The organism is Brassicibacter thermophilus, assembly GCF_055378355.1.
The window spans coordinates 181,916-203,534 of record NZ_AP042446.1 but is presented as its reverse complement, the minus strand read 5'-3'; the positions used below and the strand labels follow the sequence as shown (position 1 = coordinate 203,534).

20 protein-coding genes are annotated in these 21,619 nt (G+C 30.9%); 19 read left to right on the top strand and 1 reads right to left on the bottom strand.

What is annotated here, in order from left to right; all coding sequences use genetic code 11:
• Window positions 1-8: 8 nt before the first annotated feature.
• The 7 genes from ACZ41D_RS01005 (at window position 9) to ACZ41D_RS00975 (ending at window position 6,768) form a co-directional block, all read left to right on the top strand.
• On the top strand, window positions 9-437 hold the full coding sequence (locus ACZ41D_RS01005) for an ATP synthase subunit C (protein WP_464152076.1): 429 nt from the start codon (window positions 9-11) through the stop codon (window positions 435-437).
• Window positions 438-446: 9 nt separating this feature from the next.
• Window positions 447-755, top strand: a complete 309-nt coding sequence (locus tag ACZ41D_RS01000) for a V-type ATP synthase subunit F (RefSeq protein ID WP_464152075.1) — start codon at window positions 447-449, stop codon at window positions 753-755.
• Between the two features lie 10 nt (window positions 756-765).
• Window positions 766-1,407, top strand: coding sequence for a V-type ATP synthase subunit E (locus tag ACZ41D_RS00995; RefSeq protein WP_464152074.1), 642 nt, complete (start codon window positions 766-768; stop codon window positions 1,405-1,407).
• A complete protein-coding gene (locus ACZ41D_RS00990) occupies window positions 1,400-3,166 on the top strand; it encodes a V-type ATP synthase subunit A (protein WP_464152073.1) in 1,767 nt (588 codons plus the stop codon). Before ACZ41D_RS00995 ends, ACZ41D_RS00990 begins: the two co-directional genes overlap by 8 nt.
• Before the next feature lie 14 nt (window positions 3,167-3,180).
• Window positions 3,181-4,569: a V-type ATP synthase subunit B gene (locus tag ACZ41D_RS00985; RefSeq protein WP_464152072.1), complete on the top strand. Its 1,389-nt coding sequence runs from the start codon at window positions 3,181-3,183 to the stop codon at window positions 4,567-4,569.
• A gap of 2 nt (window positions 4,570-4,571) precedes the next feature.
• Window positions 4,572-5,186, top strand: a complete 615-nt coding sequence (locus ACZ41D_RS00980; RefSeq protein WP_464152071.1) for a V-type ATP synthase subunit D — start codon at window positions 4,572-4,574, stop codon at window positions 5,184-5,186.
• Between the two features lie 97 nt (window positions 5,187-5,283).
• Entirely contained in the window at window positions 5,284-6,768 is a 1,485-nt protein-coding gene (locus ACZ41D_RS00975; RefSeq protein ID WP_464152070.1) for a nicotinate phosphoribosyltransferase, read from the top strand.
• Window positions 6,769-6,859: 91 nt separating this feature from the next.
• Here ACZ41D_RS00975 and ACZ41D_RS00970 read toward each other — a convergent pair whose 3' ends face one another.
• Entirely contained in the window at window positions 6,860-7,963 is a 1,104-nt protein-coding gene (locus ACZ41D_RS00970; protein ID WP_464152069.1) for a YibE/F family protein, read from the bottom strand.
• Between the two features lie 386 nt (window positions 7,964-8,349).
• Between ACZ41D_RS00970 and ACZ41D_RS00965 the strand changes: the two genes are divergently transcribed.
• The 12 genes from ACZ41D_RS00965 (at window position 8,350) to ACZ41D_RS00910 (ending at window position 21,572) form a co-directional block, all read left to right on the top strand.
• Entirely contained in the window at window positions 8,350-8,577 is a 228-nt protein-coding gene (locus tag ACZ41D_RS00965) for a FeoA family protein (RefSeq protein ID WP_464152068.1), read from the top strand.
• Between the two features lie 66 nt (window positions 8,578-8,643).
• Entirely contained in the window at window positions 8,644-8,868 is a 225-nt protein-coding gene (locus tag ACZ41D_RS00960) for a FeoA family protein (RefSeq protein ID WP_464152067.1), read from the top strand.
• A 58-nt stretch (window positions 8,869-8,926) separates the two neighbouring features.
• Window positions 8,927-10,987: a ferrous iron transport protein B gene (feoB, locus tag ACZ41D_RS00955; RefSeq protein WP_464152066.1), complete on the top strand. Its 2,061-nt coding sequence runs from the start codon at window positions 8,927-8,929 to the stop codon at window positions 10,985-10,987.
• Between the two features lie 106 nt (window positions 10,988-11,093).
• A complete protein-coding gene (locus tag ACZ41D_RS00950; RefSeq protein WP_464152065.1) occupies window positions 11,094-11,243 on the top strand; it encodes a FeoB-associated Cys-rich membrane protein in 150 nt (49 codons plus the stop codon).
• 103 nt (window positions 11,244-11,346) lie between these two features.
• Window positions 11,347-11,520: a FeoB-associated Cys-rich membrane protein gene (locus tag ACZ41D_RS00945; RefSeq protein ID WP_464152064.1), complete on the top strand. Its 174-nt coding sequence runs from the start codon at window positions 11,347-11,349 to the stop codon at window positions 11,518-11,520.
• 305 nt (window positions 11,521-11,825) lie between these two features.
• Window positions 11,826-12,755, top strand: coding sequence for a DnaJ C-terminal domain-containing protein (locus ACZ41D_RS00940; protein ID WP_464152063.1), 930 nt, complete (start codon window positions 11,826-11,828; stop codon window positions 12,753-12,755).
• Window positions 12,756-12,854: 99 nt separating this feature from the next.
• Window positions 12,855-15,443: an ATP-dependent chaperone ClpB gene (gene clpB / locus ACZ41D_RS00935; RefSeq protein ID WP_464152062.1), complete on the top strand. Its 2,589-nt coding sequence runs from the start codon at window positions 12,855-12,857 to the stop codon at window positions 15,441-15,443.
• A gap of 406 nt (window positions 15,444-15,849) precedes the next feature.
• A complete protein-coding gene (locus ACZ41D_RS00930) occupies window positions 15,850-17,580 on the top strand; it encodes a peptide ABC transporter substrate-binding protein (protein WP_464152061.1) in 1,731 nt (576 codons plus the stop codon).
• A gap of 108 nt (window positions 17,581-17,688) precedes the next feature.
• The gene (locus ACZ41D_RS00925) at window positions 17,689-18,627 is read left to right on the top strand and encodes an ABC transporter permease (protein ID WP_464152060.1); all 939 of its coding nucleotides are present in this window, start codon (window positions 17,689-17,691) and stop codon (window positions 18,625-18,627) included.
• A 48-nt stretch (window positions 18,628-18,675) separates the two neighbouring features.
• Window positions 18,676-19,575: an ABC transporter permease gene (locus ACZ41D_RS00920; RefSeq protein ID WP_464153099.1), complete on the top strand. Its 900-nt coding sequence runs from the start codon at window positions 18,676-18,678 to the stop codon at window positions 19,573-19,575.
• Window positions 19,576-19,587: 12 nt separating this feature from the next.
• A complete protein-coding gene (locus ACZ41D_RS00915; protein ID WP_464152059.1) occupies window positions 19,588-20,607 on the top strand; it encodes an ABC transporter ATP-binding protein in 1,020 nt (339 codons plus the stop codon).
• Complete coding sequence (locus tag ACZ41D_RS00910) at window positions 20,607-21,572, top strand: ABC transporter ATP-binding protein (protein ID WP_464152058.1); 966 nt, start codon at window positions 20,607-20,609, stop codon at window positions 21,570-21,572. The genes ACZ41D_RS00915 and ACZ41D_RS00910 overlap by 1 nt, the downstream gene beginning before the upstream one ends.
• Window positions 21,573-21,619 lie beyond the last annotated feature (47 nt).

Genomic DNA, 21,619 nt, shown 5'->3' with positions numbered 1-21,619 from the left:
GAATAAATATGGAAATTATAATGATTTGTACAATATTAATAGTGTTATTAACTATTGGATCTGGAATTTTTTTAATATATAAAGATGATAGTGTTGGTAAGGGTAAGCTAAAAAAAATATTAAGATTTAACCTATTTGCTTTTATACCGTTGATGGCTTTTTCTATTATTATGCTCGTTCCTCAAATTGTTACTGCTATGGCAGAAGGCAATTCATCCACATCTCCTTCTGGTTTAGGCTTTATAGCTGCAGCAATATCAACTGGGCTTGCTACTATAGGAGCAGGATATGCTGTAGGTGCAGTAGGAGCTTCAGCACTAGGAGCAGTTTCTGAAGATTCTAAAATACTTGGAAAAACATTGATCTTTGTTGGACTTGCTGAAGGAATTGCTATATATGGATTGATAGTTTCTATATTGATATTAGGTAGATTGTAGGAGAATAATATGAGGAGTTTATTAATAAGTGATAATAAAGATACTCAATTAGGGTTAAGATTAGCAGGAATAGACGGGGTTGTTCTTCACGAAAGAGAAGAAATATTAAGAGAATTAAACAAAGCTATTTGTGATAAAGATATAGGGATAATTATAATTACTGAAAAAGTTATGGAAAAAGTTAGAGATGAAGTTACAGAAATAAAACTTAAACATTCTATTCCGCTTATTATAGTTATACCAGACAGACATGGATTTAAAGAAAAAGGCAATTACATTACTAAATACATTAGAGAGGTTTTAGGGATTAAGATATGAGGTGATTTGTGTGATAACAGTAGAGGAAAAATTAAATGTCTTTTCAAAGTTAGTATTTGAAAAAGAGCAACATGAATGCAAAAGAATATTAGAAGAATTAAATAAAAAAAATAACGAATTATTGAAAAAGGCGAAAAGCGAAGTTGAAGATAAAAGAAAAGCACTAATACAAAAGTATACTAAAATGGCTCAACGAGAGAAAGACAGGTTGATTTCAGAAGCTAAGGTAAATAGAAGGAAAAAAATATTAGCGAAAAAAAACAAATTGCTACAACAATTTATAAAAGAAATAGAAGAAAATGCTCTTTTGTTTACTAAAACAAATGAGTATAAGATATATTTAAAAGAAAAAATAACTGAAGTACTTTCTAATTTTAATAAGAACAAAATAATAATATTACAGCTTACAAAAAAAGATATAGAAAGACATGAAAATGATATATACGAATTAATCGAAGAGCTTGGATATATTAAAGATAGGGTAAAATTAGCTTGTGTAAATGAGGATATTATTGGAGGCTTTATAGCTATAAATGAAGATTTTACTTTTCGTATAAATTGTACTTTAAAAATGCAAATACTTGAAAACAAACATATAATAGGTCAAATTCTATATAAAGATTTAAAACGGGCTGGTGATTTAGGTGACTAAAGGGACGATAATATCAATAAATGGCCCAGTTATTAAAGGTAAAGGTATGAAGAGCTTTAAAGTTAGAGATATGGTTATGGTTGGAGATAAAAAACTTATAGGAGAGGTTATATCTTTAGATGGAGATAATGGTACCATACAAGTTTATGAGGAAACCGAGGGGTTAAAGGTAGGAGAAGAAATAATTCCTACAGGAAAACCCTTATCTTTAAAACTTGGTCCAGGAATGATAGGTAATATGTTTGATGGTATAGAGAGACCTTTAAAAAAGATAAATGAAGTAGCAGGAGATTTTATTCCTGAAGGAGTAGGACTATTATCACTTGACACTGAAAAAAAGTGGCAAGTAAAAATAATTGTCAACAAAGGTGATTATCTTAAATCTGGAGATGTTTTTGGAGAAGTACAAGAAACACCACTTATTGTTCACAAACTGATGATATCGCCAGGAATTGAAGGACGAGTTGTAAAGGTAAAGAATAGTGGTAGCTACAATATAGAAGAAGTACTTTTAGTAATAGAAGATAATAAAGGGATAACTCATGAGGTTAAAATGTATCAGGAATGGCCTGTGAGGATGCCAAGACCTGTAGAAAAAAGGATTTCTATAAATAGACCTTTAATCACAGGGCAGAGGATATTAGATATTTTTTTCCCTATTGCAAAGGGAGGGACTGCTGCTATACCTGGAGGATTTGGAACAGGAAAAACTATGACTCAGCATCAACTTGCTAAGTGGTCTGATGCAGATATCATAGTGTATGTTGGCTGTGGTGAGAGGGGTAATGAGATGACAGAAGTTCTTGAAGATTTTCCAGAGCTCATTGACCCTAAGACAAACAGACCTATAATGGAAAGAACTATATTGATAGCTAATACTTCTAATATGCCAGTTGCAGCTAGAGAAGCTAGTATATATACAGGTATTACAATGGCTGAATATTTTAGGGATATGGGATATCACGTTGCTATTATGGCTGATTCTACATCCCGCTGGGCTGAGGCTTTAAGAGAAATATCAGGTAGACTTGAAGAAATGCCTGCTGAAGAAGGGTATCCTGCATATTTGGCATCTAGAATAGCAGAGTTTTATGAAAGAGCTGGGTATGTATCTACCTTAGGCGGACAGGAAGGTTCAATTACTATCATAGGTGCAGTATCTCCAGCAGGTGGAGATTTTTCTGAGCCAGTTACTGAAAATACAAAGAGATTTGTTAATGTATTTCTAGCATTAGACAGAGAGCTAGCTTATTCTAGACATTATCCTGCAATAAATTGGCTTACAAGTTATAGTGGCTATATTAAGATGATGGATGCTTGGTATCATGAGAATATTGCTGATGATGTTATAGATTTAAGGGCTAAAATGCTTAGCTTATTACATGAAGAAAAAAAACTTCGTGAAATAGTTCTTTTGGTTGGAGAAGACGTATTGCCAGATGAACAAAGGCTAATATTAGAAATATCAAGGGTAATTAAAATAGGATTTCTTCAACAAAATGCTTTTCATAAGGAAGATACATATGTTCCTCTAAACAAACAGTATAAAATGCTTAAAACTATAGATTTACTCTATGAAAGAAGTTTTGATGCAGTAAAAAAAGGTATACCAATATCTCAAGTAAAAGATGAAAAATTATTTGATGAAGTAATAAAGATGAAATACAACATACCTAATGATAATTTAGAAGGCTTAAAGATTTTAGAAGATAAAATAAATGACTATTATGATGAATTAGAACAAAAATATATGAACTAGTAGGAAGTGATTATATGAAGAAAGAATATTTGATTCTCGATAGGGTTGAAGGTCCCCTTATAGAATTATCAGGGGTAGAAGGTGCAGCTTATGGTGAAATAATAAAGATAAAATTAAACAATGGAGAAGAAAAGAGAGGTAAAGTCATTAAAATAGATAATGATAAGGTTATAGCCCAAGTATTTGAAGGAACATCTGGGTTATCTACTAATAATAGTTTAGTTAGTTTTACAGGCAAACCATTAGAGATTTTTGTTTCTAAGGAAATACTAGGAAGAACGTTTAACGGAGTAGGAGAACCAATAGATGGAGGAGGGGAAATATTTAGCGGTGTCCCTGTAGACATAAATGGTAGGCCCATGAATCCTGTTGCTAGGAAATATCCTAGAGATTACATACAAACTGGAATATCGTCTATAGATGGGCTTATAACCCTTATTAGAGGACAAAAACTTCCTATATTTTCAGGTAACGGTCTTTCGCATAATGAATTAGCTGCACAAATAGTTAAGCAAGCACGTATTAGTTCTAAAACTAATGAGGATTTTGCAGTAGTTTTTGCTGCTATAGGGGTTAAACATGATGAAGCGGATTTTTTCAGGAAAAGCTTTGAAGAGTCTCAGACATCAGATAAAGTTGTTATGTATTTAAATTATGCTGATGACCCAATAGTAGAGAGAATTGCGACACCTAAATGTGCTCTTACTGCTGCGGAATATCTTGCTTTTAATGAAAACATGCATATACTAGTTATAATGACGGATTTAACTAGCTATTGTGAAGCATTAAGAGAGGTTTCATCTGCTAGAGGGGAAGTACCAAGTAGAAAGGGATATCCAGGATACCTTTATTCTGATTTGGCTTCATTGTATGAACGAGCAGGAATGCTTAAAGATAAAAAAGGATCTATAACTTTACTTCCAATTTTAACTATGCCAAACGATGATATAACCCATCCTATACCAGATTTAACTGGATATATTACTGAAGGACAAATTGTTTTATCAAGGGAGCTTCAACAACAAAACATATATCCTCCTATAAGCATACTTCCATCTCTTTCTAGGCTTATGAAAGATGGTATAGGTAAAGGGTTTACTAGAGAAGACCATCCAGACGTAGCAAATCAGCTTTTTGCTTCTTACTCGAAAGTGCAGGAAGTAAGGGCATTGTCACAAATTATTGGGGAAGATGATTTATCAGAAGTTGATAAAAAATATATGGAATTTGGCAGGGTTTTTGAATCAAGATTTATAACTCAAGATTATAATGAAAATAGAAGCATTTTAGAAACATTAAATATAGCTTGGGATGTGCTATCTATATTACCTGTTGAAGAGCTAGATAGATTAAAACCTGAATTAATAAAAAAATACCTTGGAAATGGAGAAAGGAAGTACTAGCTATGGCTATTAATATAGCGCTTACTAAAGCAAACTTAATAAAAGTTAAGAACTCTAAGGAATTTTCTCAAAAAGGCTTTGAACTTCTAGATAAAAAAAGAACCGTATTGATAAAAGAAATGATGTCTCTTATAGATAAATCTAAGAGTATTCAAGAGGACATTGATAAAATTTTTAGAGAAGCTTATGAAGCACTGCAAATGGTCAATATAACTATGGGCGAAAAAAATGTAAAGGAAATTTCTTTGTCTATATCTAAAGAGAAAGAGTATCAAATATTGTTTAAAAGTGTAATGGGAGTAGAAATACCAACTATAAAATTCCAACCTTCAAAGATGAGCACCCAATATGGATTTTTTAGGACAAATTCTGTTTTAGATATGGCTATAGATAAATTTAGAACTGTTAAAGATCTGATTTTTGAATTGGCAGAGGTAGAAAATTCCGTTTTCAAATTAGCTATGGAGATTAAGAAAACTCAGAAAAGGGCTAATGGCTTAGAAAAAATTCAAATTCCAAAATACGAACGAGAGATAAAGGTAATAGAAGATTTTTTAGCAGAAAAAGAAAGAGAAGATTTTTATAGGCTTAAAAAAGTTAAGAATAAAAAATTTTAAGGGAAAAATATTCAAATTCTTTATTGAAAAATAATTTATTTAGATTATAATTAGTACAAAGGAATATATTAAATTATATTAGAAGGAGAAAATGTATATGATTAGCGTTAATAAAGATGACAGGCAAAATTTAACTATGCTTGCAGACTTTTATGAATTTACAATGGCAAATGGTTATCTTGAACATGGGATGAAGGACAAAATAGCATATTTTGATATGTTTTTTAGGAGGATCCCAGACGATGGTGGATTTGCAATAATGGCTGGAGTAGAACAACTTATTGATTATTTAAAAAATTTAAGATTTACAGAAGAAGATATAGATTATTTCCGCAGCAAGAAAATGTTTTCCGAAAAATTTTTAGAATACCTTAAAAATTTTGAGTTTAGTTGTGATGTGTGGGCTATACCAGAAGGAACACCAATATTTCCCTCTGAACCTATTGTTGTAGTAAGGGGACCAGTAGTACAAGCACAATTTATTGAGACAATGGTACTATTAACTATAAACCATCAGAGCCTTATTGCTACTAAGACAAATAGGATAGTTAGAGCTGCAAAGGGTAGGCCGGTAATGGAATTCGGATCACGTAGAGCACAGGGATATGAAGGAGCTATACTAGGAGCTAGAGCAGCTTATATTGGAGGTTGTGTAGGCACTGCTTGTACGATAGCTGATAGAGATTTTGATGTTCCAGCATTAGGGACTATGGCACATAGCTGGGTTCAAATGTTTGATACAGAACTAGATGCATTTAAAGCATATGCTAGGACTTATCCTGAAAATTGTGTATTATTAGTTGACACATATGATGTGCTAAAATCTGGTGTTCCCAATGCTATAAAAACATTTAAAGAAGAAGTAATTCCAAGAGGGTATAGACCTAAAGGTATAAGATTAGATAGTGGAGATATAGCTTATTTGTCTAAGAGAGCTAGAAAAATGCTTGATGAAGCAGGGCTTAATGATTGTCCTATAATTGCGTCAAATTCATTAGATGAATATATTATCAGAGATTTATTGCTGCAAGATGCTAAGGTGGATTCTTTTGGAGTAGGAGAAAGATTAATAACTGCCAAATCAGAACCTGTATTTGGTGGAGTATATAAAATGGTAGCAATAGAGGAAAATGGGAAAATAATACCTAAAATAAAGATTAGTGAAAATGTTGAAAAGATAACTATACCAGGACATAAGCAAGTTGTAAGGATTTTTGATAAAGATACTAACAAAGCAATAGCTGATGTGATAACATTAGCAGACGAAGTAATAGATGAAAATAAACCGTACGAGATTTTTGACCCATTATATACATGGAAAAGGAAAACTATTACTAATTTTTATACTAAAAAACTTCTAGTAAAAATATTTGATAAAGGTAAATGTATATATAAAAGTCCTACATTAAAAGAAATAAAACAATATTGCAAAGAACAAATAGATAGTCTTTGGGATGAAGTTTTAAGGTTTGAAAATCCTCATAAATATTTTGTAGATTTATCTAAGCCTTTATGGGAAATAAAAAATAATTTGTTAAAAGAACATTCAATGAGTAAAAAATATGTAGGGAAACAGTATTAAAATAAAAAAGCCTCTGGAAAATATACTTTTTATACTAATGCTTGAAAAGTTAAGACAAAAGTATATTTTCCAAGGCTCGAAAATTTAAATATTAAAGTTTCTTATTATTTAAAAGCAATACACTAACTAAAACTGTAGCTGGTATAGCGACAATTAACCCTATGCTTCCTGCCATAGCTCTAATTATCTCAGTAGCTATTAAGTCCATGTTTATGATATTAATTAAAGATGTTTCATAGGCCATGAATAATAATAAAAGGGATATAGAACTTCCAGTATAAGCTAGTATTAAAGTGTTAGTCATCGTACCCATTATATCTCTCCCAATATTTAATCCAGATTTCATAAGCTCTTTTTGACTTATTTCAGGATGAATTCCTTTCATTTCATACATTGCTGATGAAATAGACATAGCTACATCCATTACGGCACCTAGTGCTCCTACGATAATGCCTGCAAATAAAAGACCTTTAAAATCAAAATTTACATTTTGAGGTATATACATTAACATATTAGCTTCTTCGCTGCTTAATCCGGTAAGTTTAGCGAGTGAACCAATAAAATAAGCTAAAAATCCTGCTACTAAAACTCCTATTAATGTTCCAATTATAGCAGATACAGATTTTGAATTAAAACCTGATACAATTAAAAAAGTAATAACTGTAATTACAATGGCTGATAAAACTGACACGATTATTGGATTGTGTCCTTTTAAAATCATAGGTAACATAAATTTAATTACAATAAAAGCAGTTAAACTAAGAGTTATTAAAGATTTTAATCCAGATATTTTGCCAATTATTAATAAAAGAATTACAAAAATTATTATAGTTATTAATACATATCTGTCCCTAACAAAATTAGATATATAAAAAGTGGGTCCGTTTTCAATTTCTTCGTCAATATATAAAATCACTCTATCTCCTTTATTAACTTTAATTTCGAAAGCAGGATTACCACTTAATTCATTCTGAATTATTACTTCTTTTCCTTTATATTTCCCAGACAATATTTTCACTTTAACTACTTGTTGGCCTGCACCAAAAACCCCCTCGTTTTCATTGCTACTTATTATTTCCAGTACTTCAGCTTTTGCAGTGTCTTCGCTAGCTTCATTTGCATAACTAAAATTTGAACTAAATATAAAGACAAGCATTAGAATAAAAGATAAAAATATTGCAACGTGTTTTTTCAAATTTGCCCCTCCTTTTATACAATTTTACTAATTATAGGAAATTGCATAATAAAATTTTGATTTATCAGTAACTATGTAAATTCATTAATTAAATTATAGCATGAATAAATATTAGGGACAAATTATAAAATGTTTATATTTGGATCAATTTTAACTTTTTAATTATTATGAATTGAAAAAATTATATATGGACTATTGACTATTAGAAAAAGATATGATAAATTATAAATGATAATGAAAACCATTATCATTTAATTATAAAATCGTATTAATATTCATGATAAAATTTGTATTTTAAGAGATAAAAATATAAGTTTTCAAAGTGATTTATTTTTCTATACATAGTTATAAGGCTATAACAAAGCAATATTATGGAGGTGTCAGATATGAGTGCATTGCCGTTAAATTTTTTTAATGTTGGTGAAAGAGGTATAGTTGACGGAATAGTTGGGGGCAAGAGCATAGTAAAGAGATTAATTTCAATGGGAATAAATAAAGGAGCTAGTATTGAAGTTGTCAGAAATGACAATGGCCCTATGGTTATATTATTAGAAGGATGTAAAATAGCAGTTGGTAGAGGTGTAGCACAAAAAATAATGGTAAGTCCTGAATAAATGAATTATTGGTAAGAATTAATTTTAAATTGTATTGAGAGAAATATTAATATAGGAGGTAGAAATATGGAAACCACATTAAGGCATATAAAACCAGGAGAAACAGTAAAAATAAAAAAAATAATTGGGAAAGGACCTGTACGAAGAAGATTAATGGATATGGGAGTAACTAAAGGAGAAGAGATTTTTGTAAGAAAAGTAGCACCATTGGGGGATCCTATTGAAGTAAACTTAAGGGGATATGAATTGACTTTTAGAAAAGAAGAAGCAGAGAATATTATAGTGGAATAATTTTTTTTAACAATTAAATGAGAATAATTATCATTATCGAACAAGGAGTGATTATGTTTTGGATAATATAGCAGCAGTTAAGAATGTTGATAAGCAATATAAAATAGCGCTGGTTGGCAATCCAAATTGTGGGAAAACTACATTGTTTAATGCATTAACAGGAAGCACCCAATATGTAGGAAATTGGCCAGGAGTAACAGTAGAAAGGAAAGAAGGTAAAGTAAAAAAATCAGAAAGAAAAATTAGTATTATAGATTTACCTGGTATATATTCTTTATCTCCATATACTTTAGAAGAGGTAATTGCTAGAGATTATATTGTAGAAGAAAAACCAGATGCAATTATAAACATAATAGATGCTACGAATATTGAGAGAAATTTGTACTTAACTACCCAATTAAGAGAAATAGGGATACCTATTGTTATTGCATTAAACATGATGGACATAATCAACAAAAATGGAGATAAAATAAATATTAAATTATTAGAAGAAAAAATAGGAATTCCTATAGTTCCTATATCAGCTAATAAAGGCACAGGTGTAGAAAAACTTGTAAACGAGTGTATAAGAGTAATTGATAAAGGGATTAAACCATCAGAAACAATAAGCATATTCGATAAAGATATAGAATCTGTGATACATGATATAGAAAATATGGTAGAAGAAATAGCTAAAGAGAATGAATACAATAGTAGATGGTTATCTATAAAACTTTTAGAAAAAGATGAAAAAGTAATAGAAAAAATAAAAATCAATAAAGAGCTAAAAGACCAAGTTGACCAAAAAATACAAAAAATAGAAAAGAAATACGATGATGATATAGAAAGCGCTATAGCTGATCAAAGATATCAATATATTAATAAAGTTGTAAGATCAGCTGTAAAAAAGAAAAATAAAGGCAAGATGACTGTGTCAGATAAAATAGACAAAGTTGTAACCAATAGAGTACTATCTATACCTATATTTTTAGTAATTATGTGGGTAGTTTATTATGTATCAATTCAAACATTAGGTGATTATACGATAGGATGGGTAGAAAGTGGAATAGCATTTTTATCAGACAATATTTCTGCCTGGTTGGTAAGTATAAATACAGCTGAATGGCTACATGCATTAATTGTCGATGGTATTTTTGGAGGGGTAGGATCTGTACTAGTGTTTGTACCACAGATTATGATATTATTCTTTTTCATATCGATTTTAGAAGATAGCGGATATATGGCAAGAGTTGCTTTTGTAATGGATAAATTTTTCAGAAAATTTGGTTTGACTGGAAAATCATTTATACCAATGTTAGTAGGCTCAGGTTGTTCTGTTCCTGGTATCATGGCAACTAGGACACTAGAGAATGATAAAGATAGAAAGTTAACTATATTATTAACACCGTTTATTTCCTGTAGTGCTAAAATGCCTATTTATGTAATGTTTGCGTCAGCATTTTTTCCACAACAAAAAGGACTAGTAGTGTTTACTATTTATTTAATAGGAATAATAATTGCCATATTATCAAGTATATTGTTAAAAAAGACAATTTTCAAAGGAGAAAGTGCACCGTTTGTGATGGAATTACCACCATATAGAGTTCCAACAATAAAAGGCTTACTAATCCATATGTGGGACAGAGGGAAAGGATTCTTAAAAAAAGCAGGAACTATTATATTTTCAGCAGCAGTTATTTTGTGGTTCTTGCAATCCTTCAGTCCATCACTATCTTTAGTTGAGGATGTTTCTAATAGTATATTAGCTTCAATAGGAAGATTTATTGCACCAATATTTAAACCACTTGGATTTGGGACTTGGGTTTCAGCAGTTTCAGTATTTTCTGGTTTAGTAGCAAAGGAAGTTGTAGTTGCTACATTTGGTATTTTAAGTGGGGTAGGAGAAGTAGCGGAAAATACACCAGAACTTGTAAATCATATCCAATTAATGTTTACTCCATTAACAGCTTGGGCGTTTATGGCATTTAACCTTCTTGCGTCCCCATGTATTGCAGCTATTGGAGCTATGAAAAGAGAATTTAATTCATGGAAGTGGACTTTGTTTGCTATGGCATATCAAACTACTGTGGCATATATAGTTGCTTTATTAATTTATCAAATAGGAAAATTATTTGTATAAATAAATGGAGATATTAAAGTGAGGAAATTGCATAATAAAATATTTTAGACTATCAGTAATTATGCAATTTCCTCAAGTTTTAAAATATAAAGGGGGCGTGGTTATTATGGATATATTAATAGGTGGAATTATAGTAGGAACTGCAGCATATATAGCGATAAAAAATACTAAAAAAGTGATAAAAGGAGAAACTAGCTGTGGACATGGTTGTAGCTCATGTAGTATGAATTGCAATAACAAGAATGATGTATCATGAGTATAGTGATAATCAATTTAATTAATTGATTTATGAATAAAAGGGTAATAATGTACTAGATACAATCATAAAATAAATATATTGCTCTTTAGGGGATGAAATTATGAAGTCAATAATAGGTATAATTATATTAATAGGAGTTCTAGCATATTCTGTATATTATTTGTTTAGAAAGCTGAAAAATGCAGCTAAAGGAAGTAATTGTGAAAGTTGTAATGGATGTCCCTATTCAACTACATGCAAAAGTAATGACTTTAAAGGAGAGGATAAGAAGTAAATTATTTACTTCTTATCCTCTCCTTTTATGTTTTTAGATAATATAATTTAAAGTAATTAGCAGGATAAATATTAAAGATGTTATGTTTTTAGTTACAAATTTAGAATTAATTTTAAGAGGAAATTTCTGAAATACGTTTGTGAAAATTAATTTTCTTTATATATAAATTACTTATAAAAACTGATTAAGTAGTTGATTTTTGAAATATTTAGATTTATAATTATATTGAAGGTCAAAGAAAGTCAAAGTAAAACTATACATATTATTTTTATTACGATATAAACTTCCTTATAGGAGGGATAATTGTGAAGTATAAAGATTATTACGAAATATTAGGAGTAGATAAAAACGCTTCTCAAGAAGAGATAAAGAAAGCATATAGAAAACTGGCTAAGAAATATCACCCTGATATGAATGCTGGAAACGAAAAAGCGCAGGAAAAATTTAAGGAAATAAATGAAGCTTATGAAGTATTGGGGGATGAAAATAAGAGAAAAAAATATGACACTTTAGGAAGTGGATATAACTTTTATGGAGGGCAAGAGTTTGATCCTTCTCAATTTGGATTTGGAGATGGTGTTCACTTTGAATTTGGTGGAAGAGGTGGAGGATTTAGTGACTTCTTTAACATGTTTTTTGGTGGTAGCGATTATGACATAGGAGATTTATTTGGAGGAAGGAGAGGATTTTCCAGTACCCGAGTGCAAAAAGGCCAAGATGTAGAATCAGAAATAGAGGTAACATTAAAGGAAGCATATGAAGGAGCTACTAAAAGAGTGTCCTTAAGAATGGGAAATGAATACAAGACTATTTCTGTAAAGATACCAAGGGGTATAATTCCTGGTAAGAAGATTAAAATTAAAGGGCAGGGTTCTCCAGGAATTGGTGGAGTAAATGGAGATTTATATTTAAAAATAAAATTGGTTAAAAATGATCAATTTAAATTGGAAGGGCTAAATATTATTTCTGATGTAAAGATTACTCCTTGGGAAGCTTTATTTGGAGCTAAAGTAGTGGTAAATACCTTAGATGGCAAGGTAAAAGTAAAAATTCCTGCAGGAATTCAATCAGGTCAAAAAATTAGAATTCCACGAAAGGGCTATAGAGATATGAATGGAAATCTTGGAGATATGTATATTGAAGCAAAGATTGTAAATCCTACTCATTTAACAAAAGGAGAGAGAGAATTATATAAAAAACTAAAGGATATATCAAATTTTAATCCTAGAGAATAGATAAAATCAATTTAATTTAAGTAAACTCGATAGACATACTTTAAGCTTAAATTTTGTTTACCTATATATATTTATTCTTAAAGAATAGGAGGGATAAATATGGATATTGAAAAATTTACTCAAAAAAGTCAGGAAGCTATTGTATCATCACAAGAAATAGCAATAAAAAATGAAAATCAACAGGTAGAAGAGATACACTTGCATATGGCACTTCTTTCACAAACTGATGGATTGATACCAAAGATAATATCCTACATGGGAGAAAATATAGATCTTGTTAAAAAGGACGTACAAAGTAAAATAGATCAATTGCCAAAACAGTATGGTTCTGGGGCAAATAATATATATACAGGAAGATTATTTACAAAGATATTATTAAGAGCAGAGGAAGAAGCTAAAAAATTTAATGATGAATATATTGGAGTTGAGCATATATATATATCTATGCTCAAAGAGAGAGGAATACCTTCTGAAGAGATATTTAAGAGATATAAAATCACTTTGCAGAGATTTTTAGAGGCTTTACAAAAAATAAGGGGAAATCAAAATATTACATCTAATAATCCAGAAAGTACTTATAACCCTTTAAAAAAGTTTGGACGAAATTTGGTAGAAGAAGCTAGGTTAGGAAAGCTAGATCCAGTTATAGGTAGAGATAGTGAGATAAGACATGTAATAAGGATACTTTCGAGAAGAACTAAGAATAATCCTGTGCTCATAGGTGAGCCGGGAGTAGGAAAAACTGCTATAGCTGAAGGTTTAGCCCAGAGAATAGTAAACAAAGACGTACCTGAGGGATTAAAAGATAAAACTATATTTGCACTTGATATGGGATCATTAGTAGCTGGAGCAAAATTTAGAGGAGAATTTGAAGAAAGGTTAAAAGCTGTACTTAAGGAGATTGAAAAATCTGATGGAAAAATAATTATGTTTATAGATGAGATACACAATATAGTTGGTGCTGGAAAATCTGAAGGAGCTATGGACGCATCGAATATATTAAAACCAATGCTTGCTAGAGGTGAATTACACTGTATAGGAGCTACTACTTTAGATGAATATAGAAAATATATTGAAAAAGACGCAGCACTAGAAAGAAGGTTCCAAAAAGTTATAGTTGATCAGCCTAATGTAGAAGATACTATATCCATACTTAGAGGGTTAAAGGAAAGGTATGAAATACACCACGGTGTTCGTATATCTGATAGTGCAGTAATATCATGTGCAGTTTTATCTGATAGATATATAACAGATAGATTTTTACCTGATAAAGCCATAGACTTAATGGATGAAGCAGCAGCTATGATAAGGACAGAAATAGATAGTATGCCTGCAGAGTTAGATGAAACGAGAAGAAAGATCATGCAACTTCAAATAGAGAAGCAAGCATTGAAAAAAGAAACTGATAGTGATTCTATAAGGAGATTGGAAAATATAGAAAAAGAGCTTTCAAACCTCCAGGAACATTATAATGCCCAAAAAGCTCAATGGGAATTGGAAAAAAGCAGTATAAGTAAAGTAAAAAAGATTAAAGAAGAAATCGATATAGTAAAAAGAGAAATAGAAGCAGCTGAAAGAAATTATGATTTAGAAAAATTATCTCAATTAAAATATGGGAAGCTTCCAGAATTACAGAAAAAACTAGAAGAGGAAAAACAAAGAAATCTTGGAGAAAACAAAATGCTCAAAGAAGAAGTAACAGAAGATGAAATAGCACAAGTAGTATCAAAATGGACTGGTATTCCTGTATCAAAGCTTGTTGAAACTGAAAGGGAAAAACTTATTCATTTAAATGATATTCTTCACAAGAGAGTAGTAGGACAGGATGATGCTGTTGAGAGTGTTTCTAATGCAGTTATAAGAGCAAGAGCAGGGCTTAAAGATATGAGAAAACCTATTGGTTCATTCATATTTCTTGGGCCTACTGGAGTTGGTAAAACAGAGCTTGCTAAAGCTTTGACCGAATCACTTTTTGACAGTGAAAGAAATATGATAAGGATTGATATGAGTGAATATATGGAGAAGTTTTCAGTTTCCAGACTTATAGGAGCACCTCCAGGATATGTGGGATATGATGAAGGAGGTCAACTTACTGAAGCTGTGAGGAGAAAGCCTTATTCAGTTATATTATTTGATGAAATAGAGAAGGCACACCCAGATGTATTTAATATACTTCTTCAAGTTTTAGATGATGGAAGGCTTACTGATAATCAAGGAAGAACTGTAGATTTTAAAAATACTGTTATTATAATGACATCTAATATAGGTTCTACTTATTTATTGGAAGGATTAAATGATAAAAGTGAAATAAGTAAAGAAGCTAGGGACAAAGTAATGCTAGAAATGAAAAGAATATTTAGACCTGAGTTTTTAAATCGAATAGATGAAATAGTTATGTTTAAGCCTCTTACTAAAAAAGAAATATACAAGATAATAGAACTAGGTGCAGAAGATATTAGAAGACGACTTGCAGATAAACATATTAATATTAAAATAACAGATGAAGCCAAAGAATTGATTATAAACAAATCATATTCAGTTCAATATGGAGCAAGACCTGTTAAGAGGTATTTAGAAAAATATCTTGAAACTGAAATAGGAAAGTTGATAATAAAAGGCGATGTAAAAGAAAATGATAACTTGACAATAAATGTTATAGATGAAAAGTTAAATATTGAGATAATATAAAAATTCGGAGTTAGAGCTGACTCCGAATTTTTTATATTACAGCGATTATACAATTTTGGCTAGTAAATATTAAATTGTTAATATTGTATTAATAATATTAATTTTTATTAATAAAATAAATTTAACAAATATTAAAAGAATGAAATGAAACATTTAAGTTATTGTCATAATTTCAAAAAAAGAAGGATTTATTTTTATTATTATAGAATTTAATTACAGAACGAAATCATTAGTAAATAAAAAAATTAGCACAAATCTTGTTATGAGAATTATAGTGAAAACAATTTCATAACAACTAAAATTTTCACAAAATTCAAATATTTGACATCATTAAAATTTTGTGGTAAATTCTTATTAAATTCTATTTTACAACAAATAACAAAAATAATTTTAAGGGGGAAAAAGTATGTTTAAAGAACACTTAAAGACAAAAAAGTGGTTAGTTTTGTTGTTAGTAGCTGTAATGCTAATGACTACAGTATTAGCTGGTTGTGGAAATGACCAGGCAACAAACGATCAAGAAGGTAATGAAGGGCAAGAAGCAGGAAATGAAGCTGATGAAACAAGTATTGACAGCGAACAATATATCAATACTTTACTTGGTGCAGAACCAAGAACTTTAGACCCTTCTAAAGCAACAGATCTTTATTCATCACAAATAGATGCTGAGATATTAGAAGGTTTGACTAGAATTGAACAAGACGAAAATGGTAATGATGTGATAAGACCAGCAGCTGCTGAAAGATGGGAAACTAGTGATGATGGTTTAGTTTGGACATTCTATTTAAGAGATCTAAACTGGGAAGATGGCAAACCTGTTACTGCTCATGATTTTGAGTATAGTATAAAAAGAACTTTAAACCCTGATACTGGATCTTCTTATGCATACTTATTATCACCTATAAAAGGAGCAGATGAATACAACGCAGGTAAAATAGAAGCAGACGAAGTAGGTGTAAAAGCTTTAGATGATAAAACATTACAATTTACTTTAGAATCACCTTGTGCATATTTCTTACAATTGACATATTTTAAAACTATGCTTCCTCAAAGACAGGATATAGTTGAAAAATATGGAGATTCTTATGGTACTGAAGCAGAAAAAATGCTTGCTTGTGGACCATTTAAAATAGAAAGCTGGACACACAATAATGAAGTAGTTCTTGTTAAAAATGATACTTACTGGGATAAAGACAGTGTAATACTTGAAAAAATTAACATGAAAATTATAAATGATCAAAATGCTAGATACAATGCATTATTAAGTGGAGCAATTGATATGGCTGGAGTATCAAAACCAGAGTGGATTCAGAAATTTGAAGAAACTGGTAAATTCAACAGAATACAAGGATATGATCCATCTTGTAACTATATGTTCTACAATCACAATGATAAATTATTTAGCAATGCAAATGTAAGAAAAGCATTCACATTAGCTATCACAAGAGAAGATATGGCAAATGTTATATTCCATGGTATTTTTGAAGCTGCTTACGGTTGGGTACCACCATCACTACAATTAGATGGCAAAGATTTTAGAGAGCTTGTTGGTGAAGAACCTATTAGAAAATTAGCAGAAGAAAATCCTGATCCAAAAGAATTATTAAAGAAAGGTTTAGAAGAATTAGGTATGGATCCAGACCCAAGCAAAGTTACAGTAACTATGCTTCAATCAGGTACAGATCAATGGTATAGAACATATGCTGAATATATGCAACAAATGTTCAAAAAACAATTAGGAATCAATATGGAAGCTGAATATGTAGAATGGCCTGTATTCCAAAAGAGAACAGATGAATTAGATTATCAAATAGCTGGTATGGCTTGGAATGGTGACTACAATGATCCTATGACATTCTTTGATATGTGGAAATCTGATGCTGGAATAGTTCCAACAGGATGGGTAAATGAAGAATACGATAGTATCATTGAAGAAGCTCAAAATACAAATGATTCAGAAAAAAGATTAGAATTATTTAAGAAAGCAGAAAATATCTTACTTTATGACGAAGCTGTATTCTCACCTACAGTTTATAGAAGAAGAAATTCTTTCAGATATAAATATGTAAAGGGAGTAATGAGTCCATTATTTGGTGAAACTGAATATAAATATGCTTATACTCAAGGTAGACCATAATTAAAAAACCGTATATTGTTAACATGATATTCTCATACACTTAAGTGTATGAGAATATCATGTTATGTTAATTCAATAATGGTTTAAATACTTGATGGGGGTATTAAAATGTTCAAATATATTTTAAAAAGAATAGTCTATATGTTTATCACATTATTTATTGTAATAAGTATAACGTTTTTTTTGATGCACATAATTCCTGGAGACCCCTTAGCTTCGTTAGGTAGAAATTTGCCAGAGCAAATAAAACAAAATTATTATGCGAAATATGGCCTAGACCAGCCTCTTATTGTCCAATATGGAAAGTATATTAAAAGACTTATATTACATGGCGATTTTGGAGAATCATTAACATACCCTGGTAGAAGCGTTACAAAAACAATACAGATTTATTCGCCAGTTTCTGGGAGATTAGGTGGGCAAGCATTAATTATAGGGTTTACTATAGGAATTATTTTTGGTGTAATTGCAGCATTTAAGAGAAATAAATGGCCAGATTATTTAGTAATATTTTTGGCAATAGTTGGAGTATCAGTTCCAAGTTTTGTTATTGCTGCATTATTGCAATATTATTTTACTGTTAAGCACACCATCTTCCCTACTATTGGATGGGGTAGCTTTAAACATACTGTTTTACCTACTATAGCATTATGCTTTGGTTCTATGGCAACTTATGCAAGATATATGAGGACAAATGTTCTGGATGTAATTGGTCAAGACTATATTTTAACAGCTAGAGCTAAAGGAGTTACTGGAGCTAGACTTGTGTGGAAACACATCATTAGAAATGCAATAATTCCTGCCATTACAATTTTAGGACCACAAATTGCAGCTATTTTTACTGGTTCATTTGTAATTGAAAGTATATTTGGAATTCCTGGATTAGGATTTAATTACGTTAGTGCAATAAATGACAGGGATTATACAATGATTCTTGGACAAACTAACTTTTTCACCTTCCTATTTATTTTCTCCTTATTAGTTGTTGACATTTTGTATGTTGTTGTAGATCCTAGAATACGATTAACTGGAAGTAAAGAAAAATAGGAGGGATATCTAGTGACTGAACCTAAGGATTTAGTTAACTCAAAAGAAATGTTTAAAATAATTGGGTGCGATGATCTTAATAAAGAAGAAATATATAGACCTAGTATGACATATTGGCAGGATGCTTGGAGAAGATTGAAGCAAAATAAAATTGCAATTTTATCTATGATAATATTGATCATAATAAGCGTTATGACAATTATTGGGCCAAGCATATCTGGATATTCATATGAGGTTAATGATTCATTAAAAATTAATCAGAAACCAAGCTTAGAACACTGGTTTGGTACAGATCAATTAGGACGTGACCTTTTTGCACGTGTTTGGAAAGGTGGAAGAGTATCAATAATAATTGGGTTGATTGGTGCTTTAATTGATACAGTTATTGGTTGTATATATGGTGGATTAGCAGGTTATTTAGGTGGCAAAGTTGATACAATTATGATGAGAATATTAGAGATAATTTCTAGCATACCATATCTAATAGTAGTAATTTTAATTTCTTTAATATTTCAAGAAAGTGGATTATTCTCACTTATTCTTGCACTTACTATAACCGGATGGTGTGGTATGGCAAGGCTTGTTAGGGGACAAATATTACAGTTAAAAGAACAAGAATATATTATGGCAGCTCAAGCTTTAGGCGTTAAAACAACTGAAATAATTAGAAAACATCTTATACCGAATACAATGGGTGTAGTAATAGTTGCTATTACCTTTGATATACCAGGCTATATTTTTGCAGAAGCATTTTTAAGTTATTTGGGATTGGGAGTTCAATCTCCAAATACTAGTTGGGGAGCATTAGCTTCAGGAGCTCAACAGAACTTAATGTTTTATCCTTATCAATTGTTTTTCCCAGCTTTGTGTATTAGTTTGACTATGCTTTCTTTTACACTTATGGGAGATGGACTAAGAGATGCTTTAGACCCTAAACTACGTCAGTAAGGAGAATGTTTTATGGAAAGAATACTAGAAGTTAAAAATTTAGAAGTATCATTTCACACTTATGCAGGAGAAGTTAAAGCAGTAAGAGGGGTGGATTTTGAATTAAATAAAGGAGAGACGTTAGCGATTGTTGGGGAATCAGGATGTGGTAAATCAGTAACTATAAAGTCTTTAATGAGACTAATTCCTATTCCACCTGGAGAAATTAAAAAGGGAAGTATAATTAATTTTTTAGGTGAAGATGTCTTAAAGATGAACAAGTCTAGATTAAAACATTTAAGGGGAAGAGATATTAGTATGATTTTTCAAGATCCTATGACTTCTCTTAACCCCACAATGAAGATAGGAGAGCAAATAGCTGAAAGCTTGCAGATACATTCTAAGATGAGGAAAAAGGAAGCTTTAGAACGTGCTGTGGAGATGCTTAATTTAGTTAATATTCCTAATCCGAGAAAGAGAGCACAAGAATATCCTCATCAATTTTCAGGAGGAATGAGACAGCGTGCTATGATTGCTATAGCATTAGCTTGCAATCCTAAAATATTGTTAGCAGATGAACCAACTACTGCTTTAGATGTAACTATACAAGCTCAAATCATGGATTTGATGAAAGAGCTACAAGAAAAGTCTAATACATCAATAATATTGGTTACTCACGACCTTGGTGTTGTTGCAAGCGTAGCAGATAGAATACAAGTTATGTATGGTGGAAAAATTATTGAAAGAGGAGCAAAGAGGGAAATCTTTTATAATTCTCAACATCCATATACTTGGGCATTGTTAAAATCGGTACCTAAGCTAACTCAAGAAAATAAATCAGAGCTTTACTCTCTACAGGGAACACCACCTGATTTGTTGATGCCTCCAGTTGGATGTCCATTTATTACTAGATGTGAATATTGTATGCCTATATGTAGAGAGATGGAACCCCCAGTTACAAAAATGAGTGAGACACATAGTGTTTCATGCTGGTTAAAGCACGAAAACGCTCCCAAAATTGAAATACCAGATTTTACAGGGGGTGAAAAATAATGAATAACAGTTACAAGACACTAGTACAAGTAAAAGAATTAAAAAAATATTTCAATGTAGGTAAAGGTGCTATATTGAAGGCTGTAGACGGTGTTAGTTTTGATATTAGAAAAGGTGAAACTTTAGGTTTAGTTGGAGAATCTGGATGTGGAAAGACAACTTGCGGAAGGACGGTTATAGGACTTTATTCTGCTACTGGAGGACAAGTTTTATTTGATGGTATAGATGTTCATAAATTATCACAAAAGGAGAAAGTTAATTTTAAGAAAAGAGCTCAAATCATTTTTCAAGATCCATATGCATCATTAGATCCTAGAATGACTGTTGGTAGTATTATATCAGAAGGATTAAATGTGCATTTTCCAAATTATACTCAAAAGCAAAAACAAGAGAAAGTTTATGAACTCCTTAATCAAGTAGGATTAAATAAAGAGCATGCATCCAGATTCCCTCATGAGTTTTCTGGTGGACAGAGGCAGAGAATTGGCATAGCGAGAGCACTTGCAGTTGAGCCTGATTTCATTGTATGTGACGAGCCTATATCAGCTTTGGATGTATCAATACAAGCTCAAATTGTTAATCTTCTTATTAAATTACAAAGGGAATTAGGATTGACATATTTGTTTATTGCTCATGATCTTTCTATGGTTAAACATATATCAGATAGAGTAGGTGTTATGTATTTAGGGGCTATTGCTGAGTTGACTAGTAGTGAAGCATTATATTCTAATCCTTTACACCCTTATACTAAAGCGTTAATATCAGCTATTCCTATTGCTGATCCAGATGTTGAAGAATCTAAATCAAGGATTAAGTTAGAAGGAGAAGTTCCTAGTCCAATTAACACTAAACCAGGGTGTAAATTTGCACCAAGATGTAGGTATGCAAAGGAAATTTGTAAACAAGAAACACCAAAACTTAAAGAAGTTGAAAAAGATCATTATGTTGCTTGCCATTTATTTTAGTTTTAGAAACTTAAAATCCCCTTTCAAAAATGAAAATATTTAGCAAC

Excerpts from the sequence above, each read along its gene's own strand:
- ACZ41D_RS01005 (WP_464152076.1), top strand. The coding sequence starts at position 9 with ATGGAAATTATAATGATTTGTACAATATTAATAGTGTTATTAACTATT.
- ACZ41D_RS01000 (WP_464152075.1), top strand. The coding sequence starts at position 447 with ATGAGGAGTTTATTAATAAGTGATAATAAAGATACTCAATTAGGGTTA.
- ACZ41D_RS00985 (WP_464152072.1), top strand. The coding sequence starts at position 3,181 with ATGAAGAAAGAATATTTGATTCTCGATAGGGTTGAAGGTCCCCTTATA.
- ACZ41D_RS00980 (WP_464152071.1), top strand. The coding sequence starts at position 4,572 with ATGGCTATTAATATAGCGCTTACTAAAGCAAACTTAATAAAAGTTAAG.
- ACZ41D_RS00975 (WP_464152070.1), top strand. The coding sequence starts at position 5,284 with ATGATTAGCGTTAATAAAGATGACAGGCAAAATTTAACTATGCTTGCA.
- ACZ41D_RS00965 (WP_464152068.1), top strand. The coding sequence starts at position 8,350 with ATGAGTGCATTGCCGTTAAATTTTTTTAATGTTGGTGAAAGAGGTATA.
- ACZ41D_RS00960 (WP_464152067.1), top strand. The coding sequence starts at position 8,644 with ATGGAAACCACATTAAGGCATATAAAACCAGGAGAAACAGTAAAAATA.
- ACZ41D_RS00950 (WP_464152065.1), top strand. The coding sequence starts at position 11,094 with ATGGATATATTAATAGGTGGAATTATAGTAGGAACTGCAGCATATATA.
- ACZ41D_RS00945 (WP_464152064.1), top strand. The coding sequence starts at position 11,347 with ATGAAGTCAATAATAGGTATAATTATATTAATAGGAGTTCTAGCATAT.
- clpB (WP_464152062.1), top strand. The coding sequence starts at position 12,855 with ATGGATATTGAAAAATTTACTCAAAAAAGTCAGGAAGCTATTGTATCA.
- ACZ41D_RS00930 (WP_464152061.1), top strand. The coding sequence starts at position 15,850 with ATGTTTAAAGAACACTTAAAGACAAAAAAGTGGTTAGTTTTGTTGTTA.
- ACZ41D_RS00925 (WP_464152060.1), top strand. The coding sequence starts at position 17,689 with ATGTTCAAATATATTTTAAAAAGAATAGTCTATATGTTTATCACATTA.
- ACZ41D_RS00920 (WP_464153099.1), top strand. The coding sequence starts at position 18,676 with ATGTTTAAAATAATTGGGTGCGATGATCTTAATAAAGAAGAAATATAT.
- ACZ41D_RS00915 (WP_464152059.1), top strand. The coding sequence starts at position 19,588 with ATGGAAAGAATACTAGAAGTTAAAAATTTAGAAGTATCATTTCACACT.
- ACZ41D_RS00910 (WP_464152058.1), top strand. The coding sequence starts at position 20,607 with ATGAATAACAGTTACAAGACACTAGTACAAGTAAAAGAATTAAAAAAA.